Raw genomic sequence first — 26,265 nt, 5'->3', positions numbered from 1 at the left:
ACCCGGTAACGTTTTTGGTTATCGTGGAGGGATGAGTGATGACTCCGCCCTCGGCCCGCTCGGCCCCCTCGACTCCTTGCTCGACTCCGAGCGCCGGTTCCACGACGCCTGCCGCGCCGCCCTCGCCGCCATGGTCGACGGCGCCGACGAGCAGGTCGTCATCGGGGAGAACGCCTCCGCCTCCGGTGCCGACGCCGAGGTGTTCGGGTATCAGCTGCGCAGCCGGGCCAAGGAGATGAAGGAGCTGCCGCCCGCGCCGTTGTTCTTCGGGCGGCTCGACTTCGGGGACGCCGGCGAGCACGCGCGGCAGAGCTATCACGTGGGGCGGCTGCGCATCACGGAGCATCCGGCCGCGCCGCCGCTCGTCGTGGACTGGCGGGCGCCGGTGTCACGGGCGTTCTACCAGGCGAGCGCCAAGGATCCACAGGGTGTGGATGTACGGCGCCGGTTCGGGTGGGCGCCGGGGAGCGTGGGGGATTCGGCGGATCTGACGAGCCTGGAGGACGAGCGGATCGGGGCCGGAGAGGCGGATTCCGGGAGCCGGATTCTGGCCGGGGAGATCGAGCGGCCGCGCGTCGGTCCGATGCGCGACATCGCCGCGACGATCCAGCCCGAGCAGGACGACCTGGTGCGGGAGGCGCCGGCCGCGTCCGTGTGCGTACAGGGCGCCCCAGGCACCGGCAAGACCGCCGTGGGGCTGCACCGGGCCGCGTACCTGCTCTATACGTTCCCGCAGCGCGTCCAGCGCGGAGGGCTGCTGGTCGTCGGGCCCAACCGGACCTTCCTCACCTACATCTCCGCGGTGCTGCCCGCGCTCGGTGAGAGCGGGGTGCGGCAGTCGACGGTGGAGGAGCTGGTGGGCTCGGAGGCGTTGACCGTACGGGCCGTCGACGACGAGGCCGCCGCCGTCGTCAAGCACGACGTGCGGATGGCCGAGGTGCTGCGGCGGGCGCTGTACGCGCGGGTCTCGGCGGCCGGGATCGTCGACGACCTCGCCGTCCCCGACCCGCAGGTCTCCTACCGGTGGCGGGTGCCCGCCGCCGAGTTGGTGCGCATCGTCGAAGGGGTGCGCGCCGAGGCGCCGCCGTACGCCGTCGGGCGCGAGCGGGTACGCAGCCGGGCCGTGCGCCACATCCAGGAACGCGCCGAGCGGCGGGCCGTCAACGTCAACCGCGCCTGGCTCCAGCGCATCGAACGGTCACGGCCCATGAGCGCCTACGTCGATGCCGTGTGGCCCCGGGTGCGGGCCGAGGAGGTCGTGCACCAAGTGCTCTCTGATCCGGCGGAGTTGGCGCGGGCCGCGGACGGGGTGCTCGATGCGGCGGAGCAGCGGGCGCTGGTGGGGGCGCGGGCGGCGCGGTCGTGGAAGTCCGCGCGGTGGTCGGCCGCCGATCTGGTGCTCGTCGACGAGGTCGCCGGGCTGCTCGGGCATCCCGAGGGGTACGGGCACATCGTCGTCGACGAGGCGCAGGATCTGTCCCCGATGCAGGCCCGGGTCATCGCGCGCCGGGCCGCCTTCGGTTCGCTGACCGTGCTCGGGGATCTGGCGCAGGGCACCACGCCGTGGGCGGCTCGGAGTTGGGGCGTTCTGCTCGGGCATCTCGGGCGGCCGGAGGCGCGGGTGGTGCCGTTGACCGTGGGGTTCCGGGTGCCGGCGGCCGTCGTCGAGCTGGCCAACCGGGTGCTGGAGCGGATCGACGTGGAGGTGCCGGCGGCGCGGTCGCTGCGCGGGGACGGGGAGTTGCGGGTGTGCGAGGTCGGGGATGTGGTGGGCGGGGTCGTGGACGCGGTGCGCAGGGCGCTCGGGTTCGCGGGGTCGGTCGGGGTGATCGCGGCCGAGGGGGATGTGGAGCGGGTCCGGGCGGGGCTTGTCGCCGCCGGGGTCGAGGTCGGCGGGGCCGATGAGTTGGGGGTACGGGTGGGGGTGCTGGGGGCCGGGGAGGCCAAGGGCCTTGAGTACGACCATGTGGTGGCCGTGGAACCCGCGGCGATCGTGGAGGCCGAGGCGCGGGGGCTTGAACGCCTGTACGTGGTCCTGACCCGGGCCGTGTCGCGTCTCGATGTGGTGCACGCGCGGGCGTTGCCGTTCGACTGAAGGTTGATGAGATGCCGCACGAAGTGCGCATCTCAGGGGCGCGGGGAACTGCGCGACCAGCCCCCACCCGCCCGCACCCGGCGACGAACCCGACCGACCCCTAACCCCGCTGTCGCGGCCGACGGGCGGGGGACGGGCCCGGGACCGGGGTGCTCAGGTGGCCGGCGGCCAGGTGCGTGATCAGGCGGAGGAACATCTCCCGGTCCTCCGGAGGAAACGCCGCGATGGCCTCCTCGTGCACCCCGTCCACGATCGCCTGACTCCGCGCGGCGACCTTGGCCCCCGCCTTCGTCACGGCGATGATCCGCGCCCGCCGGTCGGTGCTGGACGGCCGGCGTTCGGCCAGGCCCGCCTTCTCCAGGGCATCGACCGTGACGACCATCGTCGTCTTGTCCATGTCACCGATCTCGGCCAGCTGGTTCTGGGTGCGCTCCTCCTCCAGCGCGTGCACGAGCACGCAGTGCATCCGCGCCGTCAGACCGATCTCGGCGAGCGCCGCCGCCATCCGCGTACGCAGCACATGGCTGGTGTGGTCCAGGAGGTACGAGAGGTCGGGCCTGGTCCGGGTGGGGGCGGGCGTCATCGCGGTCATGCGGACAAGGGTAGTCCATCAATATTTTCAAGAAAGATAGTCTGCAACAGAACCATCTGCTACGGTCGTGTTGTCGTCGTCGCCCGGCAGGGGTGGCGGCCCGGCTCGGAGGGGGCCCTGTCGTGTCCGCCGTATCCACAGAGGTCGAGGAAGAAGTCGTAGGGGCAGTCCGCGACCGGCTGCGCAGTCGCTGGCTCGCTCTCGGCGTCATCGCCGCCGGGACCCTGATGATCATTCTCGACGGCTCCATCGTCACCGTCGCGCTGCCCGCGATCCAGCAGGACCTGGGCTTCTCGGCGACCACCCTGAGCTGGGTGGTGAACGCCTACCTGATCGCCTTCGGCAGCCTGCTGCTGCTCGCAGGACGGCTCGGCGACCTGGTCGGGCGGAAGCGGATGTTCCTTGCGGGGACCGTCGTCTTCACCGCCGCGTCGCTCCTGGCCGGGCTGGCCACGACGCCCGCCGTGCTGCTGGCGGCCCGCTTCCTTCAGGGGGTCGGCAGCGCCATGGCCGCGGCCGTCGGGCTCGGCATCCTCGTCACGCTCTTCAACGACCCGCGCGAACGGGCCAGAGCGATAGGCGTGTTCAGCTTCACCGGCGCCGCCGGGGCGTCGATCGGGCAGGTGCTGGGCGGCGTACTGACCGACGTGCTCGACTGGCACTGGATCTTCTTCATCAACCTGCCCGTCGGCGCCGCCGTCCTCGCCCTCGCCGTGCCCGCCCTGCCGGGGGATCGAGGGGCCGGACTGCGGGCGGGGGCGGATGTGTGGGGCGCCGCGCTGATCACCGTCGGTCTGATGCTGGCCATATTCGGAGTCGTCAACATCGAGACGTACGGGCTGAGTTCGGTACGGGCAGGGGGCGCCGTGGGTGCGGGGCTCGTGCTCGTCGCCGGGTTCTTCGTGCGGCAGGCCCGCGCCCGTACACCGCTGATGCCGCTGCGCGTCCTGCGCTCCCGCACCGTCGCCGGGGCCAACATCACGCAAGTCCTCACCCTCGCCGCGATGTTCGCCTTCCAGGTGCTGGCCGCGCTCTACATGCAGCGCGTCCTCGGCTACGGGGCTCTGGGCACCGGCCTCGCGATGCTGCCCGCCGCCGTACTGATCGGGGCCGTGTCGCTCGGTGTCTCGGCGCGGCTGGCGGCGCGGTTCGGGGAGCGGGCGGTGCAACTCGCGGGCCTCGTGCTGCTCGGCGGCGCGCTCGGCTACCTGGCCCGGGTTCCCGTCCACGGGCAGTACACGATCGATCTGCTGCCGGTGATGCTGCTGATATCCGGCGGCGGACTGGTGCTTCCGGCGCTCGCCGGGCTCGGCATGTCGGCCGCGAGCGAGGAGGACGCGGGGCTGGCCTCCGGTCTGTTCAACACCACGCAGCAGATCGGCATGGCGCTCGGCGTCGCCGTCCTGTCGACCCTCGCCGCGGCACGGACCGCCTCGCTCACCCGCGACGGCAGCGCCCGGGCCGTAGCGCTGACCGAGGGGTACCGGCTCGCGTTCGGGATCGGGGCCGGGCTGATCGCGGCGGCGTTCGTGGTGACGCTGGTCGTCCTGCGGCCGACGCGGACCGGGGCGCGGGGCGCGCACTGATCCCCGTACGGCGAGGGCACCCGCGCCCGTGTTGGGTTGTCGTTCGTCCGCGGCCCGGCGGCCGCTTCTCGCGCAGTTCCCCGCGCCCCTGAGGCATGCGCTGCGCGCAGCCTCCCCTTCAGAGGCTGCGCCTCTGTTGATGAGATGGCGCACGAAGTGCGCATCTCAGGGGCGCGGGGAACTGCGCGAGCAACCACGACGAGAGCTGCGGATGACGAACGACCCAGGGGCGCGGGGAACTGCGCGAGAAGTGCAGCCCCGCGCACCCCCATCAGCCGCCCTCACACCCCCACATACCGAGCCAGATGCTCCCCGGTCACAGTGGAGCGCTCCGTCACCAGATCGCCCGGTGTTCCCTCGAAGACGATGCGGCCGCCGTCGTGGCCGGCCCCCGGGCCCAGGTCGATGATCCAGTCGGCGTGGGCCATCACGGCGGGGTGGTGCTCGACCACGATCACCGTCGCGCCCGAGTCGACCAACCGGTCGAGGAGGCCGAGGAGTTGGTCGACGTCGGCCAGGTGCAGGCCGGTGGTCGGCTCGTCGATGACGTAGACGGTGCCCGCACCGGTGCCCTTGCCCGCCATGTGAGTAGCCAGCTTCAGCCGCTGCCGTTCACCCCCGGAGAGCGTGGTGAGGGGCTGGCCCAGGGTGAGGTAGCCGAGGCCGACGTCGGCGAGGCGGGTGAGGATCTTGTGGGCGGCCGGGGTGCGGGCCGGGCCGTCGGCGAAGAAGGCCTCGGCCTCCGCGACCGGCATGGCCAGCACCTCGCTGATGTCCCGCCCGCCGAACTTGTACTCGAGGACCGAGGAGTCGAACCGGCGCCCCTCGCAGTCCTCGCACGTCGACGTGACGCCCGCCATCATGGCCAGGTCGCTGAAGACGACCCCCGCGCCGTTGCAGGTGGGGCAGGCGCCCTCGGAGTTGGCGGAGAAGAGCGCGGGCTTCACGCCGTTCTCCTTCGCGAATGCCTTCCGGATCGGTTCCAGGAGGCCGGTGTACGTCGCCGGGTTGCTGCGGCGCGACCCGCGGATCGGGGTCTGGTCGACGGAGACGACACCCTCGGCGCCCTCCTGGAGCGGGACCGAGCCGTGGACGAGCGAGCTCTTTCCGGAGCCCGCCACGCCGGTGACGACGGTCAGGACGCCCAGCGGGATGTCGACGTTCACCTTCTGGAGGTTGTGGGTGTCGGCGCCGCGGATGGACAGCTTGCCGGTGGCGTCGCGCGGGGCCTCCTTGAGCGACCTGCGGTCGTCGATGTGCCGGCCCGTGGTCGTGCCGCTGGCCCGCAGGCCGTCCACGTCCCCCTCGAAACAGACCGTGCCGCCCGCCGTCCCCGCGCCCGGACCGAGATCGACCACGTGGTCGGCGATCGCGATGACCTGCGGCTTGTGCTCGACGACCAGAACCGTGTTGCCCTTGTCGCGCAGGCGAAGGAGCAAATTGTTCATGTTGCTGATGTCGTGCGGGTGCAGCCCCGTCGTCGGCTCGTCGAAGACGTAGGTGACGTCGGTGAGGGACGAGCCGAGGTGGCGGATCATCTTCACGCGCTGCGCCTCGCCGCCGGAGAGCGTGCCGGCCGGGCGGTCCAGGGAGAGATAGCCGAGGCCGATCTCCACGAACGAGTCCAGGCTCTGCTGGAGCGCTTCGAGGAGCGGGGCGACCGAGGGCTCCTTCAGGGTGCGGACCCACTCGGCGAGGTCCCGGATCTCCATCCGGCAGGCGTCCGCGATCGAGATCTTCTTGATCTTGCTCGAACGGGCCCCCTCGGCCAGCCGCGTCCCGTCGCACTCCGGGCAGACCGAGAAGGCCGTGGCCCGCTCGACGAACGCCCGTACATGCGGCTGGAGCGAGTCGATGTCCTTCGACAGCATCGACTTCTGGATCTTCGGGATCAGGCCCTCGTAGGTGAGGTTGATGCCCTCGACCTTGATCTTCGTAGGCTCTTTGTGGAGCAGGTCGTTCAGCTCGCGCTTGGTGTACTTGCTGATCGGCTTGTCCGGGTCGAAGAAGCCGCAGCCCCGGAAGATCCGTCCGTACCAGCCGTCCATCGTGTAGCCGGGGATGGTGAGCGCGCCCTCGTTGAGGGACTTGGAGTCGTCGTAGAGCTGGGTCAGGTCGATGTCGGAGACCGAGCCGCGGCCCTCGCACCGCGGACACATGCCGCCGAGCCGCTCGAACGTCGCCTTGACCGCCTTCTTGTTGCCGACGCTGATCGCGCCCGCGCCCTTGGCCGACGCCGTGTTGAAGGAGAACGCGCTCGGCGGCCCGATGTGCGGCTTGCCCAGCCGGCTGAACAGGATGCGCAGCATCGCGTGGGCGTCCGTCGCCGTGCCGACCGTGGACCGCGGATCCGAGCCCATCCGCTGCTGGTCCACGATGATCGCCGTCGTCAGACCGTCCAGGACGTCCACCTCGGGGCGGGACAGCGACGGCATGAAGCCCTGCACGAACGAGCTGTACGTCTCGTTGATCAGCCGCTGCGACTCGGCGGCGATGGTGTCGAAGACGAGCGAGCTCTTGCCCGAACCCGAGACGCCCGTGAACACCGTGAGGCGGCGCTTGGGGATCTCGATGCTGACGTCCTTGAGGTTGTTCTCGCGGGCGCCGTGCACACGGATCAGGTCGTGGCGGTCGGCGGCGGGCGGGGTCGCCGCTCTCTTCGCGGGGCTCATGGATCTGGTCTCTCCCTGTGTCCGGTCCGTGCGGGCGGGCTGGCGCGTCAGCTGTCCTGGAGTACACCCAGGACGTTGCCGTCGGCGTCGGTGAAGGTGGCCACCAGGCGGCCGCCGCCGACATCGTGCGCGGGCTCCTTCACAGTGCCACCCGCGGCGGTCACTTCGGCGAGCTTCGCCTCGATGTCCGATACGTGCCAGTAGGTCACCGGGGACGTCATGCCCTGCTGGGCGCCGTTCGGCACGAGCCCGATGTGCTGTCCCGCGACGTCGAAGCCGACGTAGTAGGCCTCGTCGACCTGCGGCGCGGTGCCGAGCAGCGCCGCGTACACCTCCTTGGCCTTCGCCACGTCGGAGACGGGGTGGAGGACGGTCTTGATGCCGTGGTTCGTCATGATTGCTCCTGTTTCAGTGACTGTACGAACGACGCTAGCCGTGGCCGCGCCCAGCCGCTTCTCGATTCCTGACCGCTTGCGTCACCGCAGGTCAAAGCCCTCGTGACGCGCTCTTGTCACGCACGTGCGGCCGCCGGTGTCCTTATGGGCATGACGACAGACATGACGAACGCCGCGGAGCCGCAGAAGGACCCCTTCCTCACGCACCGGAACCTGCTGTTCACGGTCGCCTACGAGATGCTCGGCTCGGCGGCCGACGCGGAGGACGTGGTGCAGGAGTCCTGGCTGCGCTGGTCCGGCGTCGACCGGGCGCGGGTGAGCGACCCGCGCGCGTACCTCGTACGGATCGTCACGCGGCAGTCCCTCAACCGGCTGCGCACCCTGTCGCGCCGCCGCGAGGGCTACGTCGGCGAGTGGCTGCCGGAACCGCTGCTGACCGGGCCGGACGTGGCCGAGGACGTCGAGCTGGCGGAGAGCGTGTCGATCGCCATGCTCACGGTCCTCGAAACCCTCGCACCGGCCGAGCGCGCGGTGTTCGTGCTCCGGGAGGTCTTCGACTTGCCGTACGAGGAGATCGCGGCGGCGGTCGGGAAGTCCGCGGCGACGGTGCGGCAGACCGCGCGGCGGGCCCGCACGCACGTGGCGGCGCGCAGGCCCCGGATGCGGGTGGAGCGGGCGGAGCAGCGGGAGGTCGTGGCGCGGTTCCTGGCCGCGCTGCGCACCGGGCGGCTCCAGGAGCTGATGGAGGTCATGGCGCCGGACGTGGTCATGATCACCGACGGGGGCGGGGTGGTGGCCGCGGCGCTGGCTCCGCTGCACGGCGCCGAGCTGGTCGCGGGGATCCTCGCGGGCGCGCACGGCAAGGTGACCGAACTCGACACCGCGCTCGTCCTCCTCAACGGCGAGCCCGCCGGACGCATCGACTTCGACGGGGTGCCGTCGACGGTCAGCCTCGCGGTGGAGGACGGCCGCGTCACCCGCATCTACGTGGTCCGAAACCCCGGCAAACTCACCCGCCTTGACACCCCGTCGGACCTCACGAGGTGACCGTTCGGTGTCGGGACGACAACATCGTTGACCGCGATGGACGCTCTCGTCTACCTTCAGCGGGGATCATGCCGTTGTGAGCATGACATAAGCACCACAAGCAGGGGGGACCTGTGCACTACTACACCGACGTGCTCAAGAAGTACGCGACGTTCCAGGGGCGGGCTCGTCGCCAGGAGTACTGGATGTTCGCGCTCTTCAACATCATCATCGCGCTCGTGCTGGTCATCCTGGCAGCGGTCACGAAGAGCACGGCCATCTACATCGTCTACGTCCTGTACATCCTGGCGACGCTGCTGCCCTCGCTCGGTGTCCTGGTCCGCCGACTGCACGACACGGGCCGCTCCGGCGGCTGGTTCTTCATCGCCTTGGTCCCGTTCGTCGGCGGCATCTGGCTCCTCGTCCTGACCGTCCTGGAGGGCACCCCGGGCGACAACGCCTACGGCCCGAACCCGAAGGGCCTGAGCGGCCCGCACCCGGGCTCGGGGGCCTACGCGGTCTGATCCCGGCGCGTCCGCTCGACGCGCGCCAAGTGCCCTGACCCGTCGCCGGGTCGGGGCACTTGTGCGTTCGCGCCCCCGGTGCCGCTGCGCCGTCAGGATGTCCGGTCCCGTCCCGGTCAGATGTGGAGTTCGGGCGGGAAGCCGGTCCAGCGCAGGTCGGGGGGCAGGTGGCCCATGTCGTTGTGGAACAGCACGGAGGACGGCCTGCCGGGGGCGTAGCGGATGACCGTCAGAGCCGCGTTGGCGTGGTTGAGGCCCATCCAGCGCCACTCGGGTGCGTCGAGGGCGGCCCGGACCAGCCATCCGATGAGGAAGGTGTGGGTGACGACCAGTTCGTGGCGGGGGTGATCTCCGTCGACCGGGCCGGTGAAGGCCGCGAGTGCTTCCCGGGCCAGTGCTGGACCCCGGTCGCGTTCCTCGTCGGGGACCTGGGCGAGGAAGCCGAGCATGGCGTCGGCCGAGTCCGGAGGCAGTTCCTCCTTCGCGGGTAGGTGGGGGATGTAGTCGCCGGCCGGTTCCGACTGGTGCAGGGGGACGGTCTCCAGTTGTGCGCCGATCAGCCGGGCCGTTTGCCGCGCCCGGGGCAGCGGGCCGTGGTGGATCGCCGAAAGCGGGGTGTTCCGGAGCCGTTCGCCGAGCAGGACGGCCTGGCGTCGGCCGTTTTCCGTCAGGGTCGTCTCGTCCTCCGACGCTTCGCCGTGCCGAGTGAGGTAGAGGTATCGAGTGGCTGTGCCTGTCATGTCCGAGGTCTCCGTCGCCATCCGTGATCTTGTGTGCCGGGATGGACGCCGGGCTCGATGTGCATGGTTCCGTCGTGGCCGCGTGAGGCGCCGGCTCACTTGCCCGCCGTGACCCAGCGCACTATTGCAAGCACCTGCTTGCAATAGTTAGCGCGAGTGCGGCAGTATCGGGGTATGGCATCGCTCAACGTCGGCAATCTCGGCGAGTATCTGCGCGAGCAGCGTCGCAGCGCGCAGTTGTCGCTTCGTCAGCTCGCCGATGCCGCCGGGGTGTCCAACCCGTACCTCAGTCAGATCGAGCGCGGGCTGCGCAAGCCGAGCGCGGAGGTGTTGCAGCAGGTCGCCAAGGCGCTGCGGATCTCCGCCGAGACGCTGTACGTGCGCGCCGGCATCCTCGACGCGGAGCGGGACCGGGACGAGATCGAGACACGTGCGGTGATTCTCGCCGACCCCTCGCTGGACGAGCGCCAGAAGCAAGTCCTGTTGCAGATCTACGAATCCTTCAGGAAAGAGAACGGGAACCACGACGGTGGACCCGACGACGGCGACGGTGCCGAGCCCTCAAGCAAGTAGTAGTTGATGTGATCCGGGAGGACCACGCCATGGCCATCAAGGACGACCTGCGCAAGACCTTCTCCGACCCGACCCCGCTCTACTTCGCCGCGGGCGCCGCCGAGTTGACGTTCCAGCAGGCGAAGAAGGTGCCGGGGCTCGTCGAGCAGCTGCGGGCCGAGGCGCCCGCGCGCTTCGAGGCCGTACGCAACACCGACCCCAAGGACGTGCAGGAGAAGGCGACCGGCCGCGCCAAGGAGGCGCAGGCCACGATCACCGCGAAGGTGAACGAGATCGTCGCCGGCCTCGACACCGACCTGAAGAAGTTCGGCGAGACGGCGCAGGAGTTCGCGCTGCGCGGTGTCGGCATCGCCGCCGAGGCCGCCGTCAAGGCGCGTGAGACCTACGAGAAGGTCGCCGAGCACGGCGAGGAGGCCGTGCGGAGCTGGCGCGGCGAGGCGGCCGACGAGATCGTCGAGATCGCCGGGACCGTCGAGCCCGACCCCGAGCCGGTGGTCACGGAGGCTCCGGCCGCCGCGGCCGAGAAGCCCGCGCCCGCGAAGAAGGCCCCCGCCGCCAAGAAGACGACGGTGAAGAAGGCCCCCGCGGCCAAGAAGCCCGCCTCCGGCGCCACGCCGCCGGCCAAGTAGGGCGTACGACGATGGGCCGGGCACGTATCGCGTGCCCGGCCCGTTGTGCGGGTACGGTGACCAGAATGACGGGGCGCCGCGGCGCAGGCAGGTCGATTCAGGTGGTGGCGTTGTGCTGATGCAGGGTTTCAACAGTTTCTTGTCGCTGCTGAACCTGGCGTTGATCGTCTTCAGCGGCTTCGCGCTGATCGACGCCGCGATCCGGCGTGAGGACGCCTTCCGGGCGGCCGACAAGAAGACCAAGCCGTTCTGGCTGATCATTCTCGCGCTGGCCTTCGTCGTGAACTGGATCTTCGGGATCCTGTCGTTCCTGCCGATCATCGGCCTCATCGCGACGATCGTGTACATGGTCGACGTGCGGCCCGCCGTCCGGCAGGTCAGCGGCGGTGGCGGCCGCAGGGGCGGCTCCAGCAGCGACGGCCCGTACGGGCCGTACAACGGCGGACGCTGACCCGCGCCCGCGCACGGAGCGCGGGGTCACCGGTCCAGCAGCAGTACCGCCACGTCGTCCGTCAGCTCGCCCCCGTTGAGCTCGCGCACCTCGTTCATCGCGGCCTCCAGCAGTTCCTCGCCGCGCAGGCCCTGCGCCTGCTGGCGGCGGATCATCTCCACCATGCCCTCCTGGCCAAGGCGCTGGTTCCCCTGGCCGATCCGGCCCTCGATCAGGCCGTCCGTGTAGAGCATCAGGTTCCAGGACGGGCCCAGCTCCACCTGCATCCGCGGCCAGCGGGCCTTCGGCAGCAGTCCGAGGGCCGGGCCGCTGTTCTCGTACGGGAGCAGGGTCGCCGGGCGGCCCGGGCTCGCGATCAGCGGCGACGGGTGGCCGGCCAGGCACAGTCCCGCGCGGCGGCCGTCCGGCGCGATGTCCACGGTGCACAGCGTCGCGAAGATCTCGTCGTCCGAGCGCTCGTGCTCCAGGACCCGCTGGAGGGTCGAGAGGAGTTCGTCGCCGCACAGTCCCGCGAAGGTCAGGGCCCGCCACGCGATGCGCAGCTGGACGCCGAGCGCCGCCGCGTCGGGGCCGTGGCCGCAGACGTCGCCGATCATCGCGTGGACCGTGCCGTCGGGTGTGCGGACCGTGTCGTAGAAGTCGCCGCCGAGCAGCGCGCGGGAGCGGCCGGGCCGGTAGCCGGACGCGAAGCGCAGGGACGATCCTTCGAGCAGCGGGGTCGGCAGCAGCCCGCGCTCCAGGCGGACGTTCTCCTGGGCGCGCAGCCGGGACTCGGTGAGCTTGCGCTGGGCCACGTCGCCGCGCTTGCGCTCGACGGCGTAGCGGATGGCGCGGCCGAGGAGCCTGCCGTCCAGTTCGTCCCGGAACAGATAGTCCTGGGCGCCCACCCGCACCGCCTCGGCGCCGCGCTCGGCGTCGCCCGACGCGGTCAGCGCCAGGACGGCGTGCCGGGGCGCGAGGCGCAGCACGTGCCGCAGCGTCTCCAGCTCGTCGCCGCCGCCGTCCCGGTCCGCCTTGGCGCCGGGCAGCGCGAGGTCGAGCAGGATGCAGTTGACGTCGTGCGTGAGCAGCCGCTCGGCCTCGGTGAGGTTGCGGGCGGTGCGGACGCGGATCGGCTTGCCCGCGGCGTCCGGTACCTCCGGGACGGTGAGGGACCCGGTCGGGTCGTCCTCGATGACCAGGAGCGTGAGGCCGGTGGTCGGGCCGGCGGTCTGGCTGCTGGTGTCCTCTGTGGCCATGGTGTCCGTGGTGTTCTCCGTGACATCCGTGGTGCCGAGGGCTCGGGTCGTGGTGCGGGTGCCGCTGATGGTGGTGCCGTGGTCTTTCGCGGCCGTGCGGCCGGTCGTGTCGTGGGCGGTCGTCCGGCCGGCCGGTCCGGCGGACGGTGTCGTGGACGCAGCTCGACCCTGACCGCCTTCCGCGGCCGGGATCGCTCTCTGCCGCGGTACGGGTACGGGCATCGCTAGGTTTCCTTCCCTCCCCCCGAGGGCGCGGTGGGACGAAGGTCCTCGAACCACCGACGGGGACCATAGCGTCAGCCGCCGCCCGAACGGAATGGTGAGCGGCAATCGGCCCCCGTCATATGCCGTGCCCGGGAGCGGAATTGGGCAGGTTCCGGCGCATGGGCGCCGGATGAGGAATGACGAAGATCACGTCGGAACGGTGGAACTGCGGTGAAGGAAGTGTGATCCGTCACGTGGGGTGCGCCACGCGGCCCCGGCGCCTCTCCGGTGCGGGCGCCCCGACGGTCCCGGCGCCTCCCGGACGCCGGTCCCGGCACCCCTGAGGGGCCCTCACGCGTCGGGCCGCACGACTCCCAGGATCGCCATCGACCCGGCGCCCGCCACCGTCACGGTCCGCCCGGGCCGCGGCGCGTGGATGATCGCGCCGTCTCCTATGTACATCCCGACGTGGCTGGCGTCGTCGTGGTAGATGATCAGGTCGCCGGGGCGCATGTCCTTGACGTCGATGTGCTTGAGCTGCTTCCACTGCTCCTGCGAGGTGCGCGGGATGCCGTGGCCCGCCGAGGCCCAGGCCTGCGAGGTGAGGCCCGAGCAGTCGTACGACTTCGGGCCCTCGGCGCCCCACACGTACGGCTTGCCGAGCTGGGCGGTGGCGAACTGGACCGCCTTCTTGCCCGCGGGCGTCGCCCTGCCGTTGATCTCCTTCAGGACGCCCGAGGAGAGCCAGGCCGTCTGCGCCTGCTGCTCGGCCTGCTCCTCCAGCTTGCGCAGCCGCTCGCGCTCCTTCTTCTCCAGCGTGCTTTCGAGCGTCTGCGCTTCCTCGATCTGCCGCTCGATCTTCTTCTTTGCCGCGGCCTTGTCCTTGGCGCCGGCGTCCAGCTCTTTCCACTTGGCGGAGGCGTCGTCGGCGTAGCGCGCCAGCTCGTCCTGGGTGTCGGCCAGTTGGGACAGCAGGTTCTTCGTGGCCTGCTGGCCCTGGTACATCCGGCCGGCGTTGTCGAGGAACTGCTGCGGGTTGCCCGAGAGCAGGAACTGGGTCTCGCGCGGGATGCCGCCGCTGCGGTACTGCTCGCGGGCGACCGCGCCCGCGCTGCTCTTGAGGCGGTCGAGCCGGTCCTGCCCGTCGGCGATCTTCTGGGCCAGCTTCACGATCGCGTCGGACTGCTTCTCGGCCTTCTCCTCCGCGGCGTTGTACTCGTCCGTCGCCACCGCCGCGTCGTGGTACAGCTTGTCGATCTTCGCGCGGACCGCTTCGAGGCCCTTGTTCTTCGGGGTCGTGGACGGCGACGGCGTGGGCGTCGGTGCCGCGTAGGCCGCGCAGGGCGCCGCCAGGACGGTCACGGCGCAGACCAGTGCCATGGCCGCCATCGTCGTCGTGCTCCGCCTGCTCATCCGCTTCGCCCCCACAGCCGAGACCGCCTCAGGCCCACCCCACGGTGAAACCTGATTTACCGTCAGTAACTTGTGCGCGTTCGGTGGATGGTGCCACGTGAGCGCCAAATCCGACAGACCCCGCACGGTGTGACGAACGACGTACCCGGATCGTTCCCGCCGCCCCCGTCAGTCCCGTATGCCCCCGACGGGCGCCAACGCACCCCACGCCACGGTGACTTCGCCCTGTCGCCAGCGTGCCGGGCCGTCCACCACCGGCCAGTCGGCGGTCAGGGCGCGGACCGTGCGGATCCAGCGCTGCCGGGCGCCGTACGAGGCGTAGGGGGCGGCCGCCGCCCAGGCCCGGTCGAAGTCGCGCAGGAAGGCGTGCACTGGTTCGCCGGGGACGTTGCGGTGGATCAGCGCCTTGGGGAGGCGCTCGGCGAGATCGGAGGGGGTGTGCAGGGAGCCGAGCCGGGTCGCGAAGGTCACCGTGCGCGGCCCCTCCGGGCCGAGCGCCACCCACACGTGCCGCCGCCCGATCTCGTCGCAGGTGCCCTCCACGAGCAGCCCGCCGGGCGCGAGCCGCCCGCACAGCCGTCGCCAGACGTCGGCGACCCGGTCCTCGTCGTACTGGCGCAGCACGTTCGCCGCGCGGATCAGGACGGGCGGCGACTCCAGCGGCACCTCGAAGCCGCCGTGCCGGAACTCCAGGCCCTCGCGCGCGTACGGCTTCGCGGCCGCGACCCGCGCCGGTTCGATCTCGATGCCGACCACGCGCGCGCGGGGCGCGGCCTCGCGCAGCCGGGCCAGCAGTTCCACGGCGGTCCAGGGGGCGGCCCCGTACCCGAGATCGACGGCCACCGGGTCGGCGGCCCGGCGCAGCGCGGCGCCGTGCGCGGCCGCGATCCAGCGGTCCATGCGGCGCAGCCGGTTGGGATTGGTGGTGCCTCGCGTCACCGTTCCTACGGGGCGGGACGGGGTACGCGGGGTCACAGGTACGAGGGTACGCGGCGCCGACACGCCGAGCCGCCACGCGGTCTCGTACGGTAATGATTCGGCAAAGTGGAAATGGAGGGCCGCGGTCCGATGTTGCCGCTCTTGGACGAGGGCCTGTGCCCTCTTTCCGCCGTGCCCGCAGCCGGGGCGCGGCGGCAGCCGCAGCGAAGCGGCAGCAGAGCCGCAACAAAGCCGCAGTAGAGCCGTAGAAGAGCCCTCCCAGGGCCGCCAGCAGGAGGACCGCACGTGAGTCAGTACGTGTCCAGGTTCCGCCGCACCGGAGCGGGTGCGGGCCCCGCCCGTCTGCGCTTCCCGGGCGCGCAGCGCCGTCCCCGCCGCGTCGCCATGCTCAGCGTCCACACCTCGCCCCTGCACCAGCCGGGCACGGGCGACGCGGGCGGCATGAACGTGTACATCGTGGAGCTGGCCAAGCGCCTCGCCGCGATCAACATCGAGGTCGAGATCTTCACCCGCGCCACCACCGGCGGCCTGCCGCCCGAGGTGGAGCTGGCGCCGGGCGTCCTCGTCCGGCACGTCGACGCGGGCCCCTACGAGGGCCTGGCCAAGGAGGACCTGCCCGCCCAGCTGTGCGCCTTCACGCACGGCGTCATGCAGGCCTGGGCGGGCCACCGGCCCGGCTACTACGACCTGGTCCACTCGCACTACTGGCTGTCCGGGCACGTCGGCTGGCTGGCCGCCGAGCGCTGGGGCGCCCCGCTGGTGCACGCCATGCACACCATGGCCAAGGTCAAGAACGCCGCGCTCGCCGAGGGCGACACCCCCGAGCCGGCCGCCCGCGTGATCGGCGAGACCCAGGTCGTGCGCGCCGCCGACCGGCTGATCGCCAACACGTCGGGCGAGGCCGACGAGCTGATCCACCACTACGAGGCCGACCCCGGCAAGGTCGCGATCGTCCACCCCGGGGTGAACCTGGACCGGTTCCGGGTCGCCGACGGCCGGGCCGCCGCCCGCGCCCGCCTCGGCCTGCCCCAGGACGCGCTGATCCCGCTCTTCGCGGGCCGTATCCAGCCGCTGAAGGCCCCCGACATCCTGCTCAGGGCCGTCGCGGTGCTGCTCGACGAGCGGCCCGAGCTGCGCACGCGCATGGTCGTGCCGGTCGTCGGCGGCCCGAGCGGCTCCGGCCTCGCCAAGCCCGCCGCGCTCCAGAAGCTCGCCGCCCAGCTGGGCATCTCGGACGTCGTGCGGTTCCACCCGCCGGTCGGCCAGGACCAGCTCGCGGACTGGTTCCGGGCCGCATCCCTGCTCGTCATGCCCTCCTACAGCGAGTCGTTCGGGCTCGTCGCCATAGAGGCGCAGGCGACCGGGACGCCGGTGCTCGCCGCGTCGGTGGGCGGACTGCCGGTGGCGGTGCGTGACGAGACGACCGGCTTCCTGGTCGACGGCCACGAACCGGCCGCCTACGCGCGCGTGCTGCGCGAATTCGCCGACCATCCCCACCTTGTGGACAGCATGGGCACCGCGGCGGCCCGGCACGCGCAGCACTTCGGCTGGGACACGGCCGCGGGGGCCACGGCCGACGTCTACACCGCCGCCATGCAGGAACACCGCCGTCACGTACTCTCGCACCATGGCTGACCAGCACCCGGCACCCGAGGCATCCGCGGCCGTCGAGGCGTTCCTGAAGGACGCCGAGCTGGAGTGGGAGAGCCCGGAGCCGGGCACGTACGTCGTCAAGCTGCCCGGCACCCGCAAGCTGTCCACGACGCTCTCGCTGCGCCTCGGCCGGCACAGCCTGTCCCTGAACGCCTTCGTGATCCGCCACCCGGACGAGAACGAGGCGGGCGTGCACCGCTGGCTCCTGGAGCGCAATCTGCGCCTGTACGGAGTCGGTTACGCCGTCGACCGGCTCGGCGACATCTATCTCACCGGCAAGCTGCCGCTCGCCGCCGTCACCCCCGACGAGCTGGACCGGCTCCTCGGCTCGGTCCTGGAGGCGTCCGACGGCGCCTTCAACACGCTCCTGGAGCTCGGTTTCGCGAGCGCGATCCGCCGGGAGTACGAGTGGCGGGTGGCGCGCGGCGAATCGACCCGCAACCTGGACGCGTTCACGCACCTGATCGAGCGTCCCGGCCCGGAGCGGCCGGCTAGCTGAGCGCCACCATGCGGACGACGGTGACCGTGAGGACGGTCCCGGAGACGTAGTAGAGGACTATCGCCCCGCCGACGGTCGCCTCGCGGCGGTCGCGCTCGCCCGCCACCGAGCAGGAGCCGTGCCCGTACGGGTCGTGGGCGAGGGTGCGGGTCATCTCGGCGCGGAAGGCGTCGGGGTTCGCCATCTTGACGAGGGTGTCGTCGGCGGGCGGTGCGTACGCGATGCGGCAGGGGCTGCGCCTGCGGCGGCGGCTCAAGCCGGGCCCCGCCTCTCCGCCTCGTCGCGGGCGAGCCGGGCCAGGATCGCGTCGGCCTCCGGGTCGGGCACCGCCTCCAGCATCCAGTGCCGCATGACGGCGTGGATCTCGTGGACCCCCGCGCCGTTGATGTCCTTGTCGAACTCCGTGCGGCGCTCGGGCGTGAGCGCCGCACGGATCGCCGGGATGCTGTTCGGGACGTCGACCTCGATCCCGCCCACGAGTGTTCTGGGCGGGTCGTCCGTTCCCGGGGAAATCCTGGGTGCTTCGGGCATGTTCGGGTACGTACCCGAACAAGTGCCGCTTCACGCGGGGGCGTTCTCCACGGCGACGGCCGACTCCGGCGCCGGGGCGACCTGTTGGACGGTTCCCTCGGTGTGCAGCCCGCGCATCAGCGCCCAGTACCCGCCCGCGGTGAGCGTGCCGAGCACGGCGCAGCCCGCCCACAGCCAGCCCGCGCCGGCGGAGTCGAGCACCCAGCCGCCGGCCAGCGGCGCGACGAGCGCGGCGGCGGACCAGGACATCGTGTAGACGCCCTGGTAGCGGCCGCGCCCCTCGGCGGGCGCGAGCCGGGCCACCAGCCCGGACTGGGTGGGGGCGTTCACCATCTCGCCCAGGGTCCACACCACGACGGTCAGCGCGTACGCGGCCAGCGACCCGGCGAAGGCGGTGAGCGCGAACCCGTAGCCGATGAGGAGCGAGGAGACCGCGAGCAGCCGGCCCGGGTCGCGCCGCTGGATGAACCGGGTCAGCGGGATCTGCAGGGCGACGATGACGACACCGTTCACGGCGGCGACGAGCCCGACGTCGGAGCTGCTGAACCCGTTCTCGCCCATCACGATCGGCAGGCCGACCGAGCTCTGCGTGAAGACGACCGCGACGAGGAACGACAGCCCCACCATCACCATGAATCGGCCGTCGCGCAGCACGGTGCCCATGGTGACCGCGGGCGCCGTGGAGATCTTCGGGCCGGGCTCGGGCCGCGACTCCTTCACCTTCACGAAGACGACACAGGCGCAGGCCAGCGTCATCCCGGCCTCGACGAGGAAGCCGAAGGTGTAGCTCTGCGCGACGAGGAAGCCCGCGTACACGGAGGAGATCGCGAAGCCCAGGTTGATCGCCCAGTAGTTGAGCGAGAAGGCGCGGACGCGATCGTGCGGCGGCACGATGTCGGCCATCATCGCCTGGATGGCGGGCCGCGAGGCGTTCGAGGCGAGGCCGAGCGCGAAACCGGTGGCGGCGATGGCGACCGGGTCGCGCACGAAGGCCAGGACGGCGACCGTCGCGGCGGTCGCGAGCTGCGCCCCGAGCAGGGTGGGCCGCCGCCCGAGCCGGTCGGCGAGCACGCCGCCCAGCACGGAGGCGATGACCCCGCCGGCCCCGATGAGCGAGGCGACCAGACCGGCGTACGCGGCCGAGAAACCGCGCGCGGCGGTCAGGTACAGGGCGAGGAAGGTGAGGACGAAGCCGCCGAGCCGGTTCACGAGGGTGCTGGTCCACAGCCACCAGAACTCGCGGGGGAGTCCGGCGACCGCCTCCTTGGAGGCACGTCTGAGCGCGGCGACTGACATGGGTGCGTCCCCCGGGGCAGAAGTAAGCGGTGCGGAAGGTTTGCACAACTTACGACCCGGGTAGCTTCGGGGGCCACTCAATTGACGGGGACCGTCAATCGGCGCGCGTGACAGCCGTCGATTAGGCTCGGCCCCATGGCCGACGCACCGTACAAGCTGATCCTCCTCCGCCACGGCGAGAGCGAGTGGAACGCGAAGAACCTGTTCACCGGATGGGTGGACGTCAATCTGAACGAGAAGGGCGAGAAGGAGGCGGTCCGCGGCGGTGAGCTGCTCAAGGACGCCGGCCTGCTCCCCGACGTGGTCCACACCTCGCTCCAGAAGCGCGCGATCCGCACGGCCCAGCTGGCGCTGGAGTCCGCGGACCGCCACTGGATCCCCGTCCACCGCTCCTGGCGGCTGAACGAGCGCCACTACGGCGCCCTCCAGGGCAAGGACAAGGCACAGACCCTCGCCGAGTTCGGCGAGGAGCAGTTCATGCTGTGGCGCCGCTCGTACGACACCCCGCCGCCGCCGCTCGACCGCGACGCCGAGTACTCCCAGTTCTCCGACCCGCGCTACGCGACGCTCCCGCCCGAGCTGCGCCCGCAGACGGAGTGCCTGAAGGACGTCGTCGTCCGCATGCTCCCGTACTGGTTCGACGGCATCGTCCCCGACCTGCTGACCGGCAGGACGGTCCTGGTCGCGGCCCACGGCAACTCGCTGCGCGCCCTGGTCAAGCACCTGGACGGCATCTCGGACGCGGACATCGCGGGCCTGAACATCCCGACGGGCATCCCGCTGGCCTACGAGCTCGACGCCGACTTCAACCCGGTGAAGCCGGGCGGCACGTACCTGGACCCGGACGCGGCCGCGGCGGCGATCGAGGCTGTGAAGAACCAGGGCAAGAAGAAGTAGACCCACAGCATCAGGCCTCCTACCAGCGCTTTCTTCGCCGGTAGGGGGCCTGATGTCATGTCTGGGCCCTGCGGCGATGTGCGTCGGCAGAGCTTTCCACCGGAGGTGGCATGCATGTCGGCGGACGGCACGCTCACTGGTGCGAACGCCGGTTGGATCGAAGCCCTGTTCTACGCCTCGCTCGTGGTGCTCGTGCTGGTTTCGAGCATGGTGCTCGCGCTCGCGGCCGTCCGCAGGAAGTGACCGACGTGAGTACGTCCGTAATCGGCGGGTTGCCCGCGTGCTCCAGGCGTCTTACAGCCCGAAGGCGCCGCCTTCGACGAGGATCAGCAGGCCGATGGCGATCAGGACCAGGGGCAGCAGGATGTGCCCCCAGCGGCTGAGGGCCTTGGCGATGACGGGGCGGGTGGCGAAGAAGCGGCCCGCGCAACACCACACGGCCACCAGGATCAGGAAGACGGTCGCGTACACGCTCATGCCGCCCACGCCCGCGGTGGCGAAGACGGGGACGTAGACGCCGATGTTGTCGCCGCCGTTGGCGAAGGTGACGGCGGCGACCTCCAGGGCCGTCGGGCCGCCCTCGGCCGACTGCTGCTCGTCGTCCTCGTCGTGGCGGTGCCTGAACGCCTGCCAGGCCGACTTGAGGCCGAGCTCCTGCCGCCGCTCGTCGTCCCCGGCCCTGCGCATTGACCCTCGACCTGGTGCAGGGGCCAGAGTGCCGGGTGTGGAGGACGACATGCGCAGTATCGGCGAGGTGGCCCGGGACAGCGGGCTCGGGGTGAGCGCGCTGCGGTTCTACGACCGGGCCGGGGTACTGGTTCCGGCCCGGGTCGATCCGGTGAGCGGGTACCGCTGGTACGCGCCCGGACAGCTCGACGAGGCGCGGGTGCTGGCGCGGCTGCGGCGGGCCGGGATGCCGCTGGCGGACATCCGGCTCGTGCTGGCCGGCTGGTCAGGGGCGGACGGCGATCTGGTGCGCAAGCTGCTCGACGCGCACCTGAGCCGTCTGGAGCGGGGCCTTTCCGACGCCCGTAGCGAGTTCTCCGCACTCCGCGCGCGACTCGATCACAGGGAGAACGTCATGACTTCGCTCCGCACCGCCGCTGTCCGGCTGGCCGTCGACGGGGGTGAGCTGGCCGCCGCGCTGGACGCGGTCCGGTTCGCCGCGGGCGGTGACCCGGAGCTGCCGATGCTCGGCGGGGTGCTGTTCGACATCGAGGACGGCCGACTGCGGATGGTGGCCACCGACCGGTACCGGATGGCCGTTGCGTCGGCCCCGGTCTCCGGGGCCGATCAGGGGCGGGTGCAGGTCGTCGTGCCCTCCCCGCTCGTCGATGCCATGCGGGCGCTGGCGGGGAGTGAGGGGCAAGGAGTGGTGCTCGTGGTCGACGGGGAGCGGGTGGTGCTGGAGGCCGGGGAGCGGCAGGTGGCCGGGCCGCGCCTCGCCCATGACTTTCCCGACTACCGCCGCCTCGTTCCCGGGGCCCCGCTCCACCGTGCCGTCGTCGAGGTGGCCGCCTTCCGGCAGCTGCTGGAGAACGGGCCCGTGCGGTCGGGAGAGGGCGCGGCGGACGGGATCAGTGTGCTCAGGGTGGGGGAGGACGGGGTGGTGGGCCTCTGCGGTGACGGAGACGGTGATGGTGAGGGTGGCGGTGAGGGTGGGGCGGAACTGGTGGGCGTCAACCGGGCGTTCAACCGGGCGTTCCTGAGGGAGGCGTTGGGCGCCGGGGGGCGGGAGCGGGTGGCTCTGGAGTTCGGTGCTCCCACGGCGCCGATCGCGATCCGGTGCCCCGAGGGTGACGAGGAGCCCTTCTCGATCCTGATGCCGGTGCGCCTGGAGGAGTAGCGGGACGGGCTACGCGGTGATCACCGCCACCCCGGTGCGGCCGCCGTCCACGTCCACCACGGTGCCGTGCACGAAGGACGCCTCGTCGCTCGCCAGCCAGAGAGCCGCGTGGGCGATGGCGTCCGGGGTGCCGACCGTGCCCGCCGGGGTGCCGTGCATCATCGCCTCGCCGGGGTGCGGGTCGGTGCCCTCGGGGGACGGCGGGAGGACGACGCCGGGGGAGACCGCGTTGACCCGGACGCCCTGCGGGCCGAACTCGGCGGACCAGGCGCGGGTCAGGGTCTCCATCGCGCCCTTCGTGGAGCTGTAGAGCGCGCCGAGCGGGACGGCGAGGCGCGTGATCCACGAGCCGAGGTTGATGATCGTGCCGCCGCCCGCGGCCGCCATGGCGGGGGCCACGGTGGCGGTCAGGAAGAAGGGGGCCTTCACGTTCACCCCGTAGACCCGGTCGAAGGTCTCCTCGGTGGTGTCGGCCGTGCCGGGCGCCGGGTAGACGCCGGCGTTGTTGACCAGGATGTCGATGCGGCCGCCCAGTGCGTCGGTGGCCCGGGCGGCCAGGTCGCGGGAGGCCTGCGGTGAGCCGTCGAGGTCCGCCGCCACGAAGTCGGCCCGGCCGCCCGCCGCGCGGATGCCGTCGACGACGACGGTGCCCCGGTCCGCGTTCCGTCCGGATACGACGACGTGGGCGCCCTCGGCCGCGAACACCTCGGCGATGGCCCGGCCGATGTTGCTCGTCGACCCCGTGACCAGCGCCGTCCTGCCGTTCAGCCGTCCACTCATGATGCGCTCCCTGATGATCGTGCTCGTGCTCGGTCGTGGTGACGGCCACCACGGTGCTCCGCATAAAATGGACCAGCAAGTCCAGAAGGTGGGAGCGAGCAGGGAGAGGCCGGTCGTGGGCGAGACGCTGACCGCGAAGGGGCGTGCCACCCGGGCACGGATCGTCGGGGGCGCGGCGGAGGTACTGCGCGAGCAGGGCGTCTCCGTCACGACGCTCGACGACATCCGGGCCCGCACCGGCACCAGCAAGAGCCAGCTCTTCCACTACTTCCCCGGCGGCAAGGACGAACTGCTGCTCGCCGTGGCCCGGTTCGAGGCCGACCGTGTGATCGAGGACCAGCAGCCGCATCTGGGCCGCCTCGACTCGTGGGAGTCCTGGCAGCGCTGGCGGGACGTGGTGGTGGAGCGCTACGAACTCCAGGGCGACCACTGCCCGCTGGGCGCGCTGTTCCTCCAGGTCGGACGGTCGAGTCCGGGCGCCCGGGCGATCGTCACGGAGCTGATGCGGCAGTGGCAGGCGGAGCTGGCCCGTGGCATCCGCGCCGTGCAGGCGGGCGGTCTGGTGCGGGCCTCCCTCGACGCCGACCGCACGGCCGGGGCGCTGCTCGCCGGGATCCAGGGCGGCGTGACGATCATGATGTCCACCGGTGACTCGACCCACCTCAGGGCCGCGCTCGACACCGGCATCGCCTACCTGCGCGGCCAGGGCTGACCTACGGCCGCCGCGGCACTCCGGCGACGGTGACATCCGGCACTGACAACCGGCCCTCGCGGCCCGCTCAGGCCGGCCCGTGCAGCCAGTCGGCGAGCGCCGCGAAGTCGTCGTCGGTGAGCCCCTTCGCCGGGTCGACGCGGTGCAGCAGGGCGGGGCCGGGATGCTGGGCCGCGACCCACTGGCGGTCCAGCGCCCCGATCTCGTCGTCCACCCAGACAAACGGGCGGTCCCCGGCCCACGCGACGAGGGCGGGGGTCTTGAAGTGCAGACCGCGCGGGACGCCGTGGGCCGGGGAGTCCGGCCACTCGATCACCGGCAGCGGCGGCAGCCCGATGCGCGGGGCGACCACCTCGTTCGCCTCGTGTTCCCAGGTCGTGGCCCAGACGAGCGTGCAGCCGAGCGCCAGCAGGCGCGGGCCGGTCGCCGGGTCGAGCCGGCCGAGCAGCGGATGGCCGGGCCCCGTCTCCGGAGCGGTACCGGCGGCGCCGGAGCCGAACGGGATCAAGGGGCCGTCGATGTCCAGGAAAAGCAGTGGGGGCTCGGGAGCGTGCGTCACGGAAGCACGGTACGTACGTCTGTCGGCTCCCGGGGCTGTCGGTCTGCCGTGGGCAACCCTTCCCGCCCCTCCCGAGTCCGATCCGCGTGGACAGTCTGCTGCGATTCCTGTTTCTGGTGCTGGTCCTCGCGCCGCTCCTGACGCCGTTCCTGGTGGTGGGGGCCGGGGCGGCGCTCGCGGTGCGGGGGTATCGGCTGATGATGCTCGGCACGCTGCGGTGGCATCCGCCGAGTGGCCGGACCTGTGTGCTGGTGCTGGTCATGGCGGGGTCGGCGGTGCTCGGCGCCTATGCGTGGGGGCTCATGTCCAGCTCCTCCCTTCTCGACCCGGAGCGGATCTGTGCCGACCGCGGTGTGCCGGGTGATCACGTGGTCACGCGGGCTTCGCTGCCCGTCAGTTCGCAGTGCGTGACCTCGGCGGGGCAGGGCACCGAACTCGTTCCCTGGTGGGTGAATCCGACCGTCTTCGTGGGGCTCGCGCTCCTCGGGCTTGCTCTCGGGGCGAGTGTCGATGCCGTGCGGCGCAAGGTGAGGCGGGCGAGGTAGGGCGAGCCGTGGCCCGGCCTCAGGGGCGGACGTGGCCCGCGATCTCCCGCGCGCACGCCTCCGCGCTCCTCGTCCCCGTATCCACCACCACGTCGTACGCCACCCCCGCATGCACCAGCTCCGCCTGCTTCGCGGCCATCCCCGTGATCCGGTCGCCCCGGGTCGCCTCCCGGCGGGCCGCCACCTCCGGGGCGCAGTGCACGCCGACCCAGAGGACGTTCAGGGCATGCGCCGCCAGGGCCCGGTGCCAGCGGGACCGGGAGGCCGGGCCGCCGAGGAAGACCTCGTCCACCACGATCCGCGCCCCGGCCGCCGCCATCGCCGCGACCCCCGTGATCCACGCGGCCTCCGCCGTGCGGAACTCGGGGCCCACGGTCACCGTTCCGTCCGCGCCGAACTCGATGCCCGCGTCCGCAGAGGGCAGCGCCGCCACGAACGTGTCGGTGCCCAGCGTCAGCCAGATGCCGGGCAGCACCTCCTGGAGGGCGCGCGCGATGCTGGTCTTGCCCGAGCTGGAGCCGCCGTTGAGGACGATCACGTGGGTCATCGGGGCACCGTAGCCGCATCAGGGGCCGGGCCCATGCCTGTGACATATGGGGAGGGAGATTCCCCGGTGACGTGTGGTGCGGCACGGCCGGATTCTCTGCTCGCGTGCGCCGTTGATGCGCCCGCCGGTCGGGGCATGCAATGGACGAGGCTCTCCGCCACGGAGGTCCACACAGGTCCATCGAGGAGGGAACCATGGCTGCCGAGTCCCCCAGGTCCGACCAGACACCCGAGACGTTCGTCGAAGTGAGCCGCCCCGTGCCGGAGCTGGTGCTGCTCGGCGCCTGCGGCTGCGGCTCCGGCTGCGGCTGCGGCTGCCAGTCCGGCGCGCCCTGCCAGTGCGGCGGCTGCTGCGGCTGACCGCTGACGGAGCGAGGGCCCGCACCCGTTCGACATCGACGGGTGCGGGCCCTCGCGCGCGTACGGCTCAGGCGCCCTCGTCCCCCGAGGTGGGCGCCGGCGTCGCACCCGCCGCCTGCACGTCGTCCGCGTGCTCGCCCGTCACCAGGTAGACGACACGCTTCGCGACGGCCACGGCGTGGTCCGCGTACCGCTCGTAGTACCGGCCGAGCAGCGTCACGTCGACCGCCGTCTCGATGCCGTGCTGCCACTTGTCGTCCAGCAGGTGCTGGAAGAGCGTGCGGTGCAGCAGGTCCATCTCGTCGTCGTCCTGCTCCAGCTGCATCGCCAGATCGACGTCCTTGGTGATGATCACCTCGGCCGCCTTCGCCATCAGGCGCTGCGCGAGCTGGCCCATCTCCAGGATGGTCGCGTGCAGGTCGTGCGGGACGGCCCGCTCGGGGAAGCGCAGCCGGGCCAGCTTGGCGACGTGCTGGGCCAGGTCGCCGCTGCGCTCCAGGTCGGCGCTCATGCGGAGCGAGGTGACGACGATCCGCAGGTCCGTGGCGACCGGCTGCTGCCGCGCCAGCAGGGCTATGGCCCGCGCCTCCAGCTCGTGCTGGAGATCGTCCACCTTCTGGTCGGCGGCGATCACGGTCTCGGCCAGCTTCAGATCGGCGTCGAGCATGGCCGTGGTGGCGCGCCCGATCGCCGACCCGACAAGACGGGCCATCTCGACCAGGCCCTCGCCGATCGAGTCAAGTTCCTCGTGGTACGCGTCACGCATACGACGTGCCTCTCTCAAGGATGGGGGTGGTGTCCCTGGGGACCGGGTCGGCCCCACGGTCCCACGTTCCGTGCCGTACGCGTCCGGATCCGGCACCTGAAATGAATCACCTCCGTACTGAAGGTGAACTCTGGGCGACGAGTGTTCGAGCGTCCACCCGGACGGCTGTGGAGGAACGGCTCGGCCCGCATAACCTGG

General features: G+C 71.7%; 30 protein-coding genes. 15 read left to right on the top strand and 15 right to left on the bottom strand.

Features of this window, described 5'->3' with window-relative positions:
- Positions 1–31: 31 nt before the first annotated feature.
- Complete coding sequence (locus K377_RS23580; protein ID WP_111665458.1) at positions 32–2,095, top strand: AAA family ATPase; 2,064 nt, start codon at positions 32–34, stop codon at positions 2,093–2,095.
- 100 nt (positions 2,096–2,195) lie between these two features.
- Here K377_RS23580 and K377_RS23575 read toward each other — a convergent pair whose 3' ends face one another.
- Positions 2,196–2,687, bottom strand: a complete 492-nt coding sequence (locus K377_RS23575) for a MarR family winged helix-turn-helix transcriptional regulator (RefSeq protein ID WP_111665457.1) — start codon at positions 2,685–2,687, stop codon at positions 2,196–2,198.
- A 122-nt stretch (positions 2,688–2,809) separates the two neighbouring features.
- Between K377_RS23575 and K377_RS23570 the strand changes: the two genes are divergently transcribed.
- Positions 2,810–4,273, top strand: coding sequence for an MFS transporter (locus tag K377_RS23570; protein WP_258395108.1), 1,464 nt, complete (start codon positions 2,810–2,812; stop codon positions 4,271–4,273).
- A gap of 281 nt (positions 4,274–4,554) precedes the next feature.
- Here K377_RS23570 and K377_RS23565 read toward each other — a convergent pair whose 3' ends face one another.
- Both K377_RS23565 and K377_RS23560 read right to left on the bottom strand, forming a co-directional pair.
- Complete coding sequence (locus tag K377_RS23565) at positions 4,555–6,945, bottom strand: excinuclease ABC subunit UvrA (protein ID WP_111665456.1); 2,391 nt, start codon at positions 6,943–6,945, stop codon at positions 4,555–4,557.
- A gap of 47 nt (positions 6,946–6,992) precedes the next feature.
- Entirely contained in the window at positions 6,993–7,340 is a 348-nt protein-coding gene (locus K377_RS23560; RefSeq protein WP_111665455.1) for a VOC family protein, read from the bottom strand.
- Positions 7,341–7,490: 150 nt separating this feature from the next.
- Between K377_RS23560 and K377_RS23555 the strand changes: the two genes are divergently transcribed.
- Both K377_RS23555 and K377_RS23550 read left to right on the top strand, forming a co-directional pair.
- On the top strand, positions 7,491–8,387 hold the full coding sequence (locus K377_RS23555) for an RNA polymerase sigma-70 factor (RefSeq protein WP_237551648.1): 897 nt from the start codon (positions 7,491–7,493) through the stop codon (positions 8,385–8,387).
- 113 nt (positions 8,388–8,500) lie between these two features.
- Positions 8,501–8,890 carry a DUF805 domain-containing protein gene (locus K377_RS23550; RefSeq protein ID WP_111665453.1) on the top strand — a complete coding sequence of 130 codons (390 nt, stop codon included), beginning with the start codon at positions 8,501–8,503 and terminating at the stop codon, positions 8,888–8,890.
- A gap of 116 nt (positions 8,891–9,006) precedes the next feature.
- Here K377_RS23550 and K377_RS23545 read toward each other — a convergent pair whose 3' ends face one another.
- Positions 9,007–9,630, bottom strand: coding sequence for a histidine phosphatase family protein (locus K377_RS23545; RefSeq protein ID WP_111665542.1), 624 nt, complete (start codon positions 9,628–9,630; stop codon positions 9,007–9,009).
- Between the two features lie 174 nt (positions 9,631–9,804).
- Here K377_RS23545 and K377_RS23540 point away from each other — a divergent pair, with 174 nt between their 5' ends.
- From K377_RS23540 to K377_RS23530, 3 genes are all read left to right on the top strand, one after another.
- Positions 9,805–10,203, top strand: coding sequence for a helix-turn-helix domain-containing protein (locus tag K377_RS23540; RefSeq protein WP_111665452.1), 399 nt, complete (start codon positions 9,805–9,807; stop codon positions 10,201–10,203).
- A gap of 29 nt (positions 10,204–10,232) precedes the next feature.
- Positions 10,233–10,832 carry a hypothetical protein gene (locus K377_RS23535; RefSeq protein ID WP_111665451.1) on the top strand — a complete coding sequence of 200 codons (600 nt, stop codon included), beginning with the start codon at positions 10,233–10,235 and terminating at the stop codon, positions 10,830–10,832.
- Between the two features lie 112 nt (positions 10,833–10,944).
- Positions 10,945–11,283, top strand: a complete 339-nt coding sequence (locus K377_RS23530) for a DUF2516 family protein (RefSeq protein WP_111665450.1) — start codon at positions 10,945–10,947, stop codon at positions 11,281–11,283.
- A 26-nt stretch (positions 11,284–11,309) separates the two neighbouring features.
- On the opposite strand, the gene K377_RS23525 is transcribed toward K377_RS23530, so the two are convergent.
- The 3 genes from K377_RS23525 to K377_RS23515 form a co-directional block, all read right to left on the bottom strand.
- Positions 11,310–12,743 carry a fused response regulator/phosphatase gene (locus K377_RS23525; protein WP_111665449.1) on the bottom strand — a complete coding sequence of 478 codons (1,434 nt, stop codon included), beginning with the start codon at positions 12,741–12,743 and terminating at the stop codon, positions 11,310–11,312.
- A 333-nt stretch (positions 12,744–13,076) separates the two neighbouring features.
- Entirely contained in the window at positions 13,077–14,138 is a 1,062-nt protein-coding gene (locus tag K377_RS23520) for a C40 family peptidase (protein WP_111665448.1), read from the bottom strand.
- Positions 14,139–14,306: 168 nt separating this feature from the next.
- Positions 14,307–15,113, bottom strand: a complete 807-nt coding sequence (locus K377_RS23515) for a trans-aconitate 2-methyltransferase (protein WP_161195085.1) — start codon at positions 15,111–15,113, stop codon at positions 14,307–14,309.
- A gap of 249 nt (positions 15,114–15,362) precedes the next feature.
- Here K377_RS23515 and mshA point away from each other — a divergent pair, with 249 nt between their 5' ends.
- Positions 15,363–16,712, top strand: a complete 1,350-nt coding sequence (gene mshA, locus K377_RS23510) for a D-inositol-3-phosphate glycosyltransferase (protein ID WP_111665446.1) — start codon at positions 15,363–15,365, stop codon at positions 16,710–16,712.
- Positions 16,705–17,229 carry a YbjN domain-containing protein gene (locus K377_RS23505; RefSeq protein ID WP_111665445.1) on the top strand — a complete coding sequence of 175 codons (525 nt, stop codon included), beginning with the start codon at positions 16,705–16,707 and terminating at the stop codon, positions 17,227–17,229. The genes mshA and K377_RS23505 overlap by 8 nt, the downstream gene beginning before the upstream one ends.
- Here K377_RS23505 and K377_RS23500 read toward each other — a convergent pair.
- The 3 genes from K377_RS23500 to K377_RS23490 form a co-directional block, all read right to left on the bottom strand.
- Entirely contained in the window at positions 17,222–17,413 is a 192-nt protein-coding gene (locus K377_RS23500; protein WP_111665541.1) for a hypothetical protein, read from the bottom strand. The genes K377_RS23505 and K377_RS23500 overlap by 8 nt on opposite strands.
- A 68-nt stretch (positions 17,414–17,481) precedes the next feature.
- The gene (locus K377_RS23495; RefSeq protein WP_111665444.1) at positions 17,482–17,760 is read right to left on the bottom strand and encodes a hypothetical protein; all 279 of its coding nucleotides are present in this window, start codon (positions 17,758–17,760) and stop codon (positions 17,482–17,484) included.
- Between the two features lie 30 nt (positions 17,761–17,790).
- Positions 17,791–19,056 carry an MFS transporter gene (locus K377_RS23490; RefSeq protein WP_111665443.1) on the bottom strand — a complete coding sequence of 422 codons (1,266 nt, stop codon included), beginning with the start codon at positions 19,054–19,056 and terminating at the stop codon, positions 17,791–17,793.
- Between the two features lie 135 nt (positions 19,057–19,191).
- Here K377_RS23490 and K377_RS23485 point away from each other — a divergent pair, with 135 nt between their 5' ends.
- Positions 19,192–19,953, top strand: a complete 762-nt coding sequence (locus tag K377_RS23485; protein ID WP_111665442.1) for a phosphoglyceromutase — start codon at positions 19,192–19,194, stop codon at positions 19,951–19,953.
- 114 nt (positions 19,954–20,067) lie between these two features.
- Positions 20,068–20,196, top strand: a complete 129-nt coding sequence (locus K377_RS42370; protein ID WP_258395107.1) for a hypothetical protein — start codon at positions 20,068–20,070, stop codon at positions 20,194–20,196.
- Between the two features lie 51 nt (positions 20,197–20,247).
- Here the strand turns inward: K377_RS42370 and K377_RS23480 are convergent, their stop codons facing one another.
- Positions 20,248–20,640 (bottom strand): cadmium resistance transporter, encoded by a 393-nt coding sequence (locus K377_RS23480; RefSeq protein ID WP_237551647.1) that lies wholly within the window; start codon positions 20,638–20,640, stop codon positions 20,248–20,250.
- A 49-nt stretch (positions 20,641–20,689) separates the two neighbouring features.
- On the opposite strand from K377_RS23480, the gene K377_RS23475 reads away from it, so the two are divergent.
- The gene (locus K377_RS23475) at positions 20,690–21,799 is read left to right on the top strand and encodes a MerR family transcriptional regulator (RefSeq protein WP_111665540.1); all 1,110 of its coding nucleotides are present in this window, start codon (positions 20,690–20,692) and stop codon (positions 21,797–21,799) included.
- Positions 21,800–21,808: 9 nt separating this feature from the next.
- Here the strand turns inward: K377_RS23475 and K377_RS23470 are convergent, their stop codons facing one another.
- Entirely contained in the window at positions 21,809–22,579 is a 771-nt protein-coding gene (locus K377_RS23470) for an SDR family NAD(P)-dependent oxidoreductase (RefSeq protein WP_111665441.1), read from the bottom strand.
- A gap of 67 nt (positions 22,580–22,646) precedes the next feature.
- On the opposite strand from K377_RS23470, the gene K377_RS23465 reads away from it, so the two are divergent.
- Positions 22,647–23,291, top strand: a complete 645-nt coding sequence (locus tag K377_RS23465) for a TetR/AcrR family transcriptional regulator (RefSeq protein WP_111665440.1) — start codon at positions 22,647–22,649, stop codon at positions 23,289–23,291.
- Between the two features lie 67 nt (positions 23,292–23,358).
- Here K377_RS23465 and K377_RS23460 read toward each other — a convergent pair whose 3' ends face one another.
- The gene (locus K377_RS23460) at positions 23,359–23,850 is read right to left on the bottom strand and encodes an HAD domain-containing protein (RefSeq protein WP_111665439.1); all 492 of its coding nucleotides are present in this window, start codon (positions 23,848–23,850) and stop codon (positions 23,359–23,361) included.
- Positions 23,851–23,936: 86 nt separating this feature from the next.
- Here K377_RS23460 and K377_RS23455 point away from each other — a divergent pair, with 86 nt between their 5' ends.
- Positions 23,937–24,395: a hypothetical protein gene (locus tag K377_RS23455; protein WP_258395106.1), complete on the top strand. Its 459-nt coding sequence runs from the start codon at positions 23,937–23,939 to the stop codon at positions 24,393–24,395.
- A gap of 19 nt (positions 24,396–24,414) precedes the next feature.
- Here the strand turns inward: K377_RS23455 and K377_RS23450 are convergent, their stop codons facing one another.
- A complete protein-coding gene (locus tag K377_RS23450) occupies positions 24,415–24,942 on the bottom strand; it encodes a chloramphenicol phosphotransferase CPT family protein (protein ID WP_111665438.1) in 528 nt (175 codons plus the stop codon).
- Positions 24,943–25,136: 194 nt separating this feature from the next.
- On the opposite strand from K377_RS23450, the gene K377_RS41740 reads away from it, so the two are divergent.
- On the top strand, positions 25,137–25,301 hold the full coding sequence (locus K377_RS41740) for a hypothetical protein (RefSeq protein ID WP_181512624.1): 165 nt from the start codon (positions 25,137–25,139) through the stop codon (positions 25,299–25,301).
- Between the two features lie 67 nt (positions 25,302–25,368).
- On the opposite strand, the gene phoU is transcribed toward K377_RS41740, so the two are convergent.
- The gene (gene phoU, locus K377_RS23445) at positions 25,369–26,067 is read right to left on the bottom strand and encodes a phosphate signaling complex protein PhoU (RefSeq protein ID WP_111665437.1); all 699 of its coding nucleotides are present in this window, start codon (positions 26,065–26,067) and stop codon (positions 25,369–25,371) included.
- Positions 26,068–26,265: the final 198 nt, after the last annotated feature.

This window comes from Streptomyces sp. PsTaAH-137, from assembly GCF_003259365.1.
In the GTDB taxonomy this organism is placed as follows: domain Bacteria; phylum Actinomycetota; class Actinomycetes; order Streptomycetales; family Streptomycetaceae; genus Streptomyces.
This window is presented reverse-complemented; position numbering and strand designations above follow the sequence as displayed.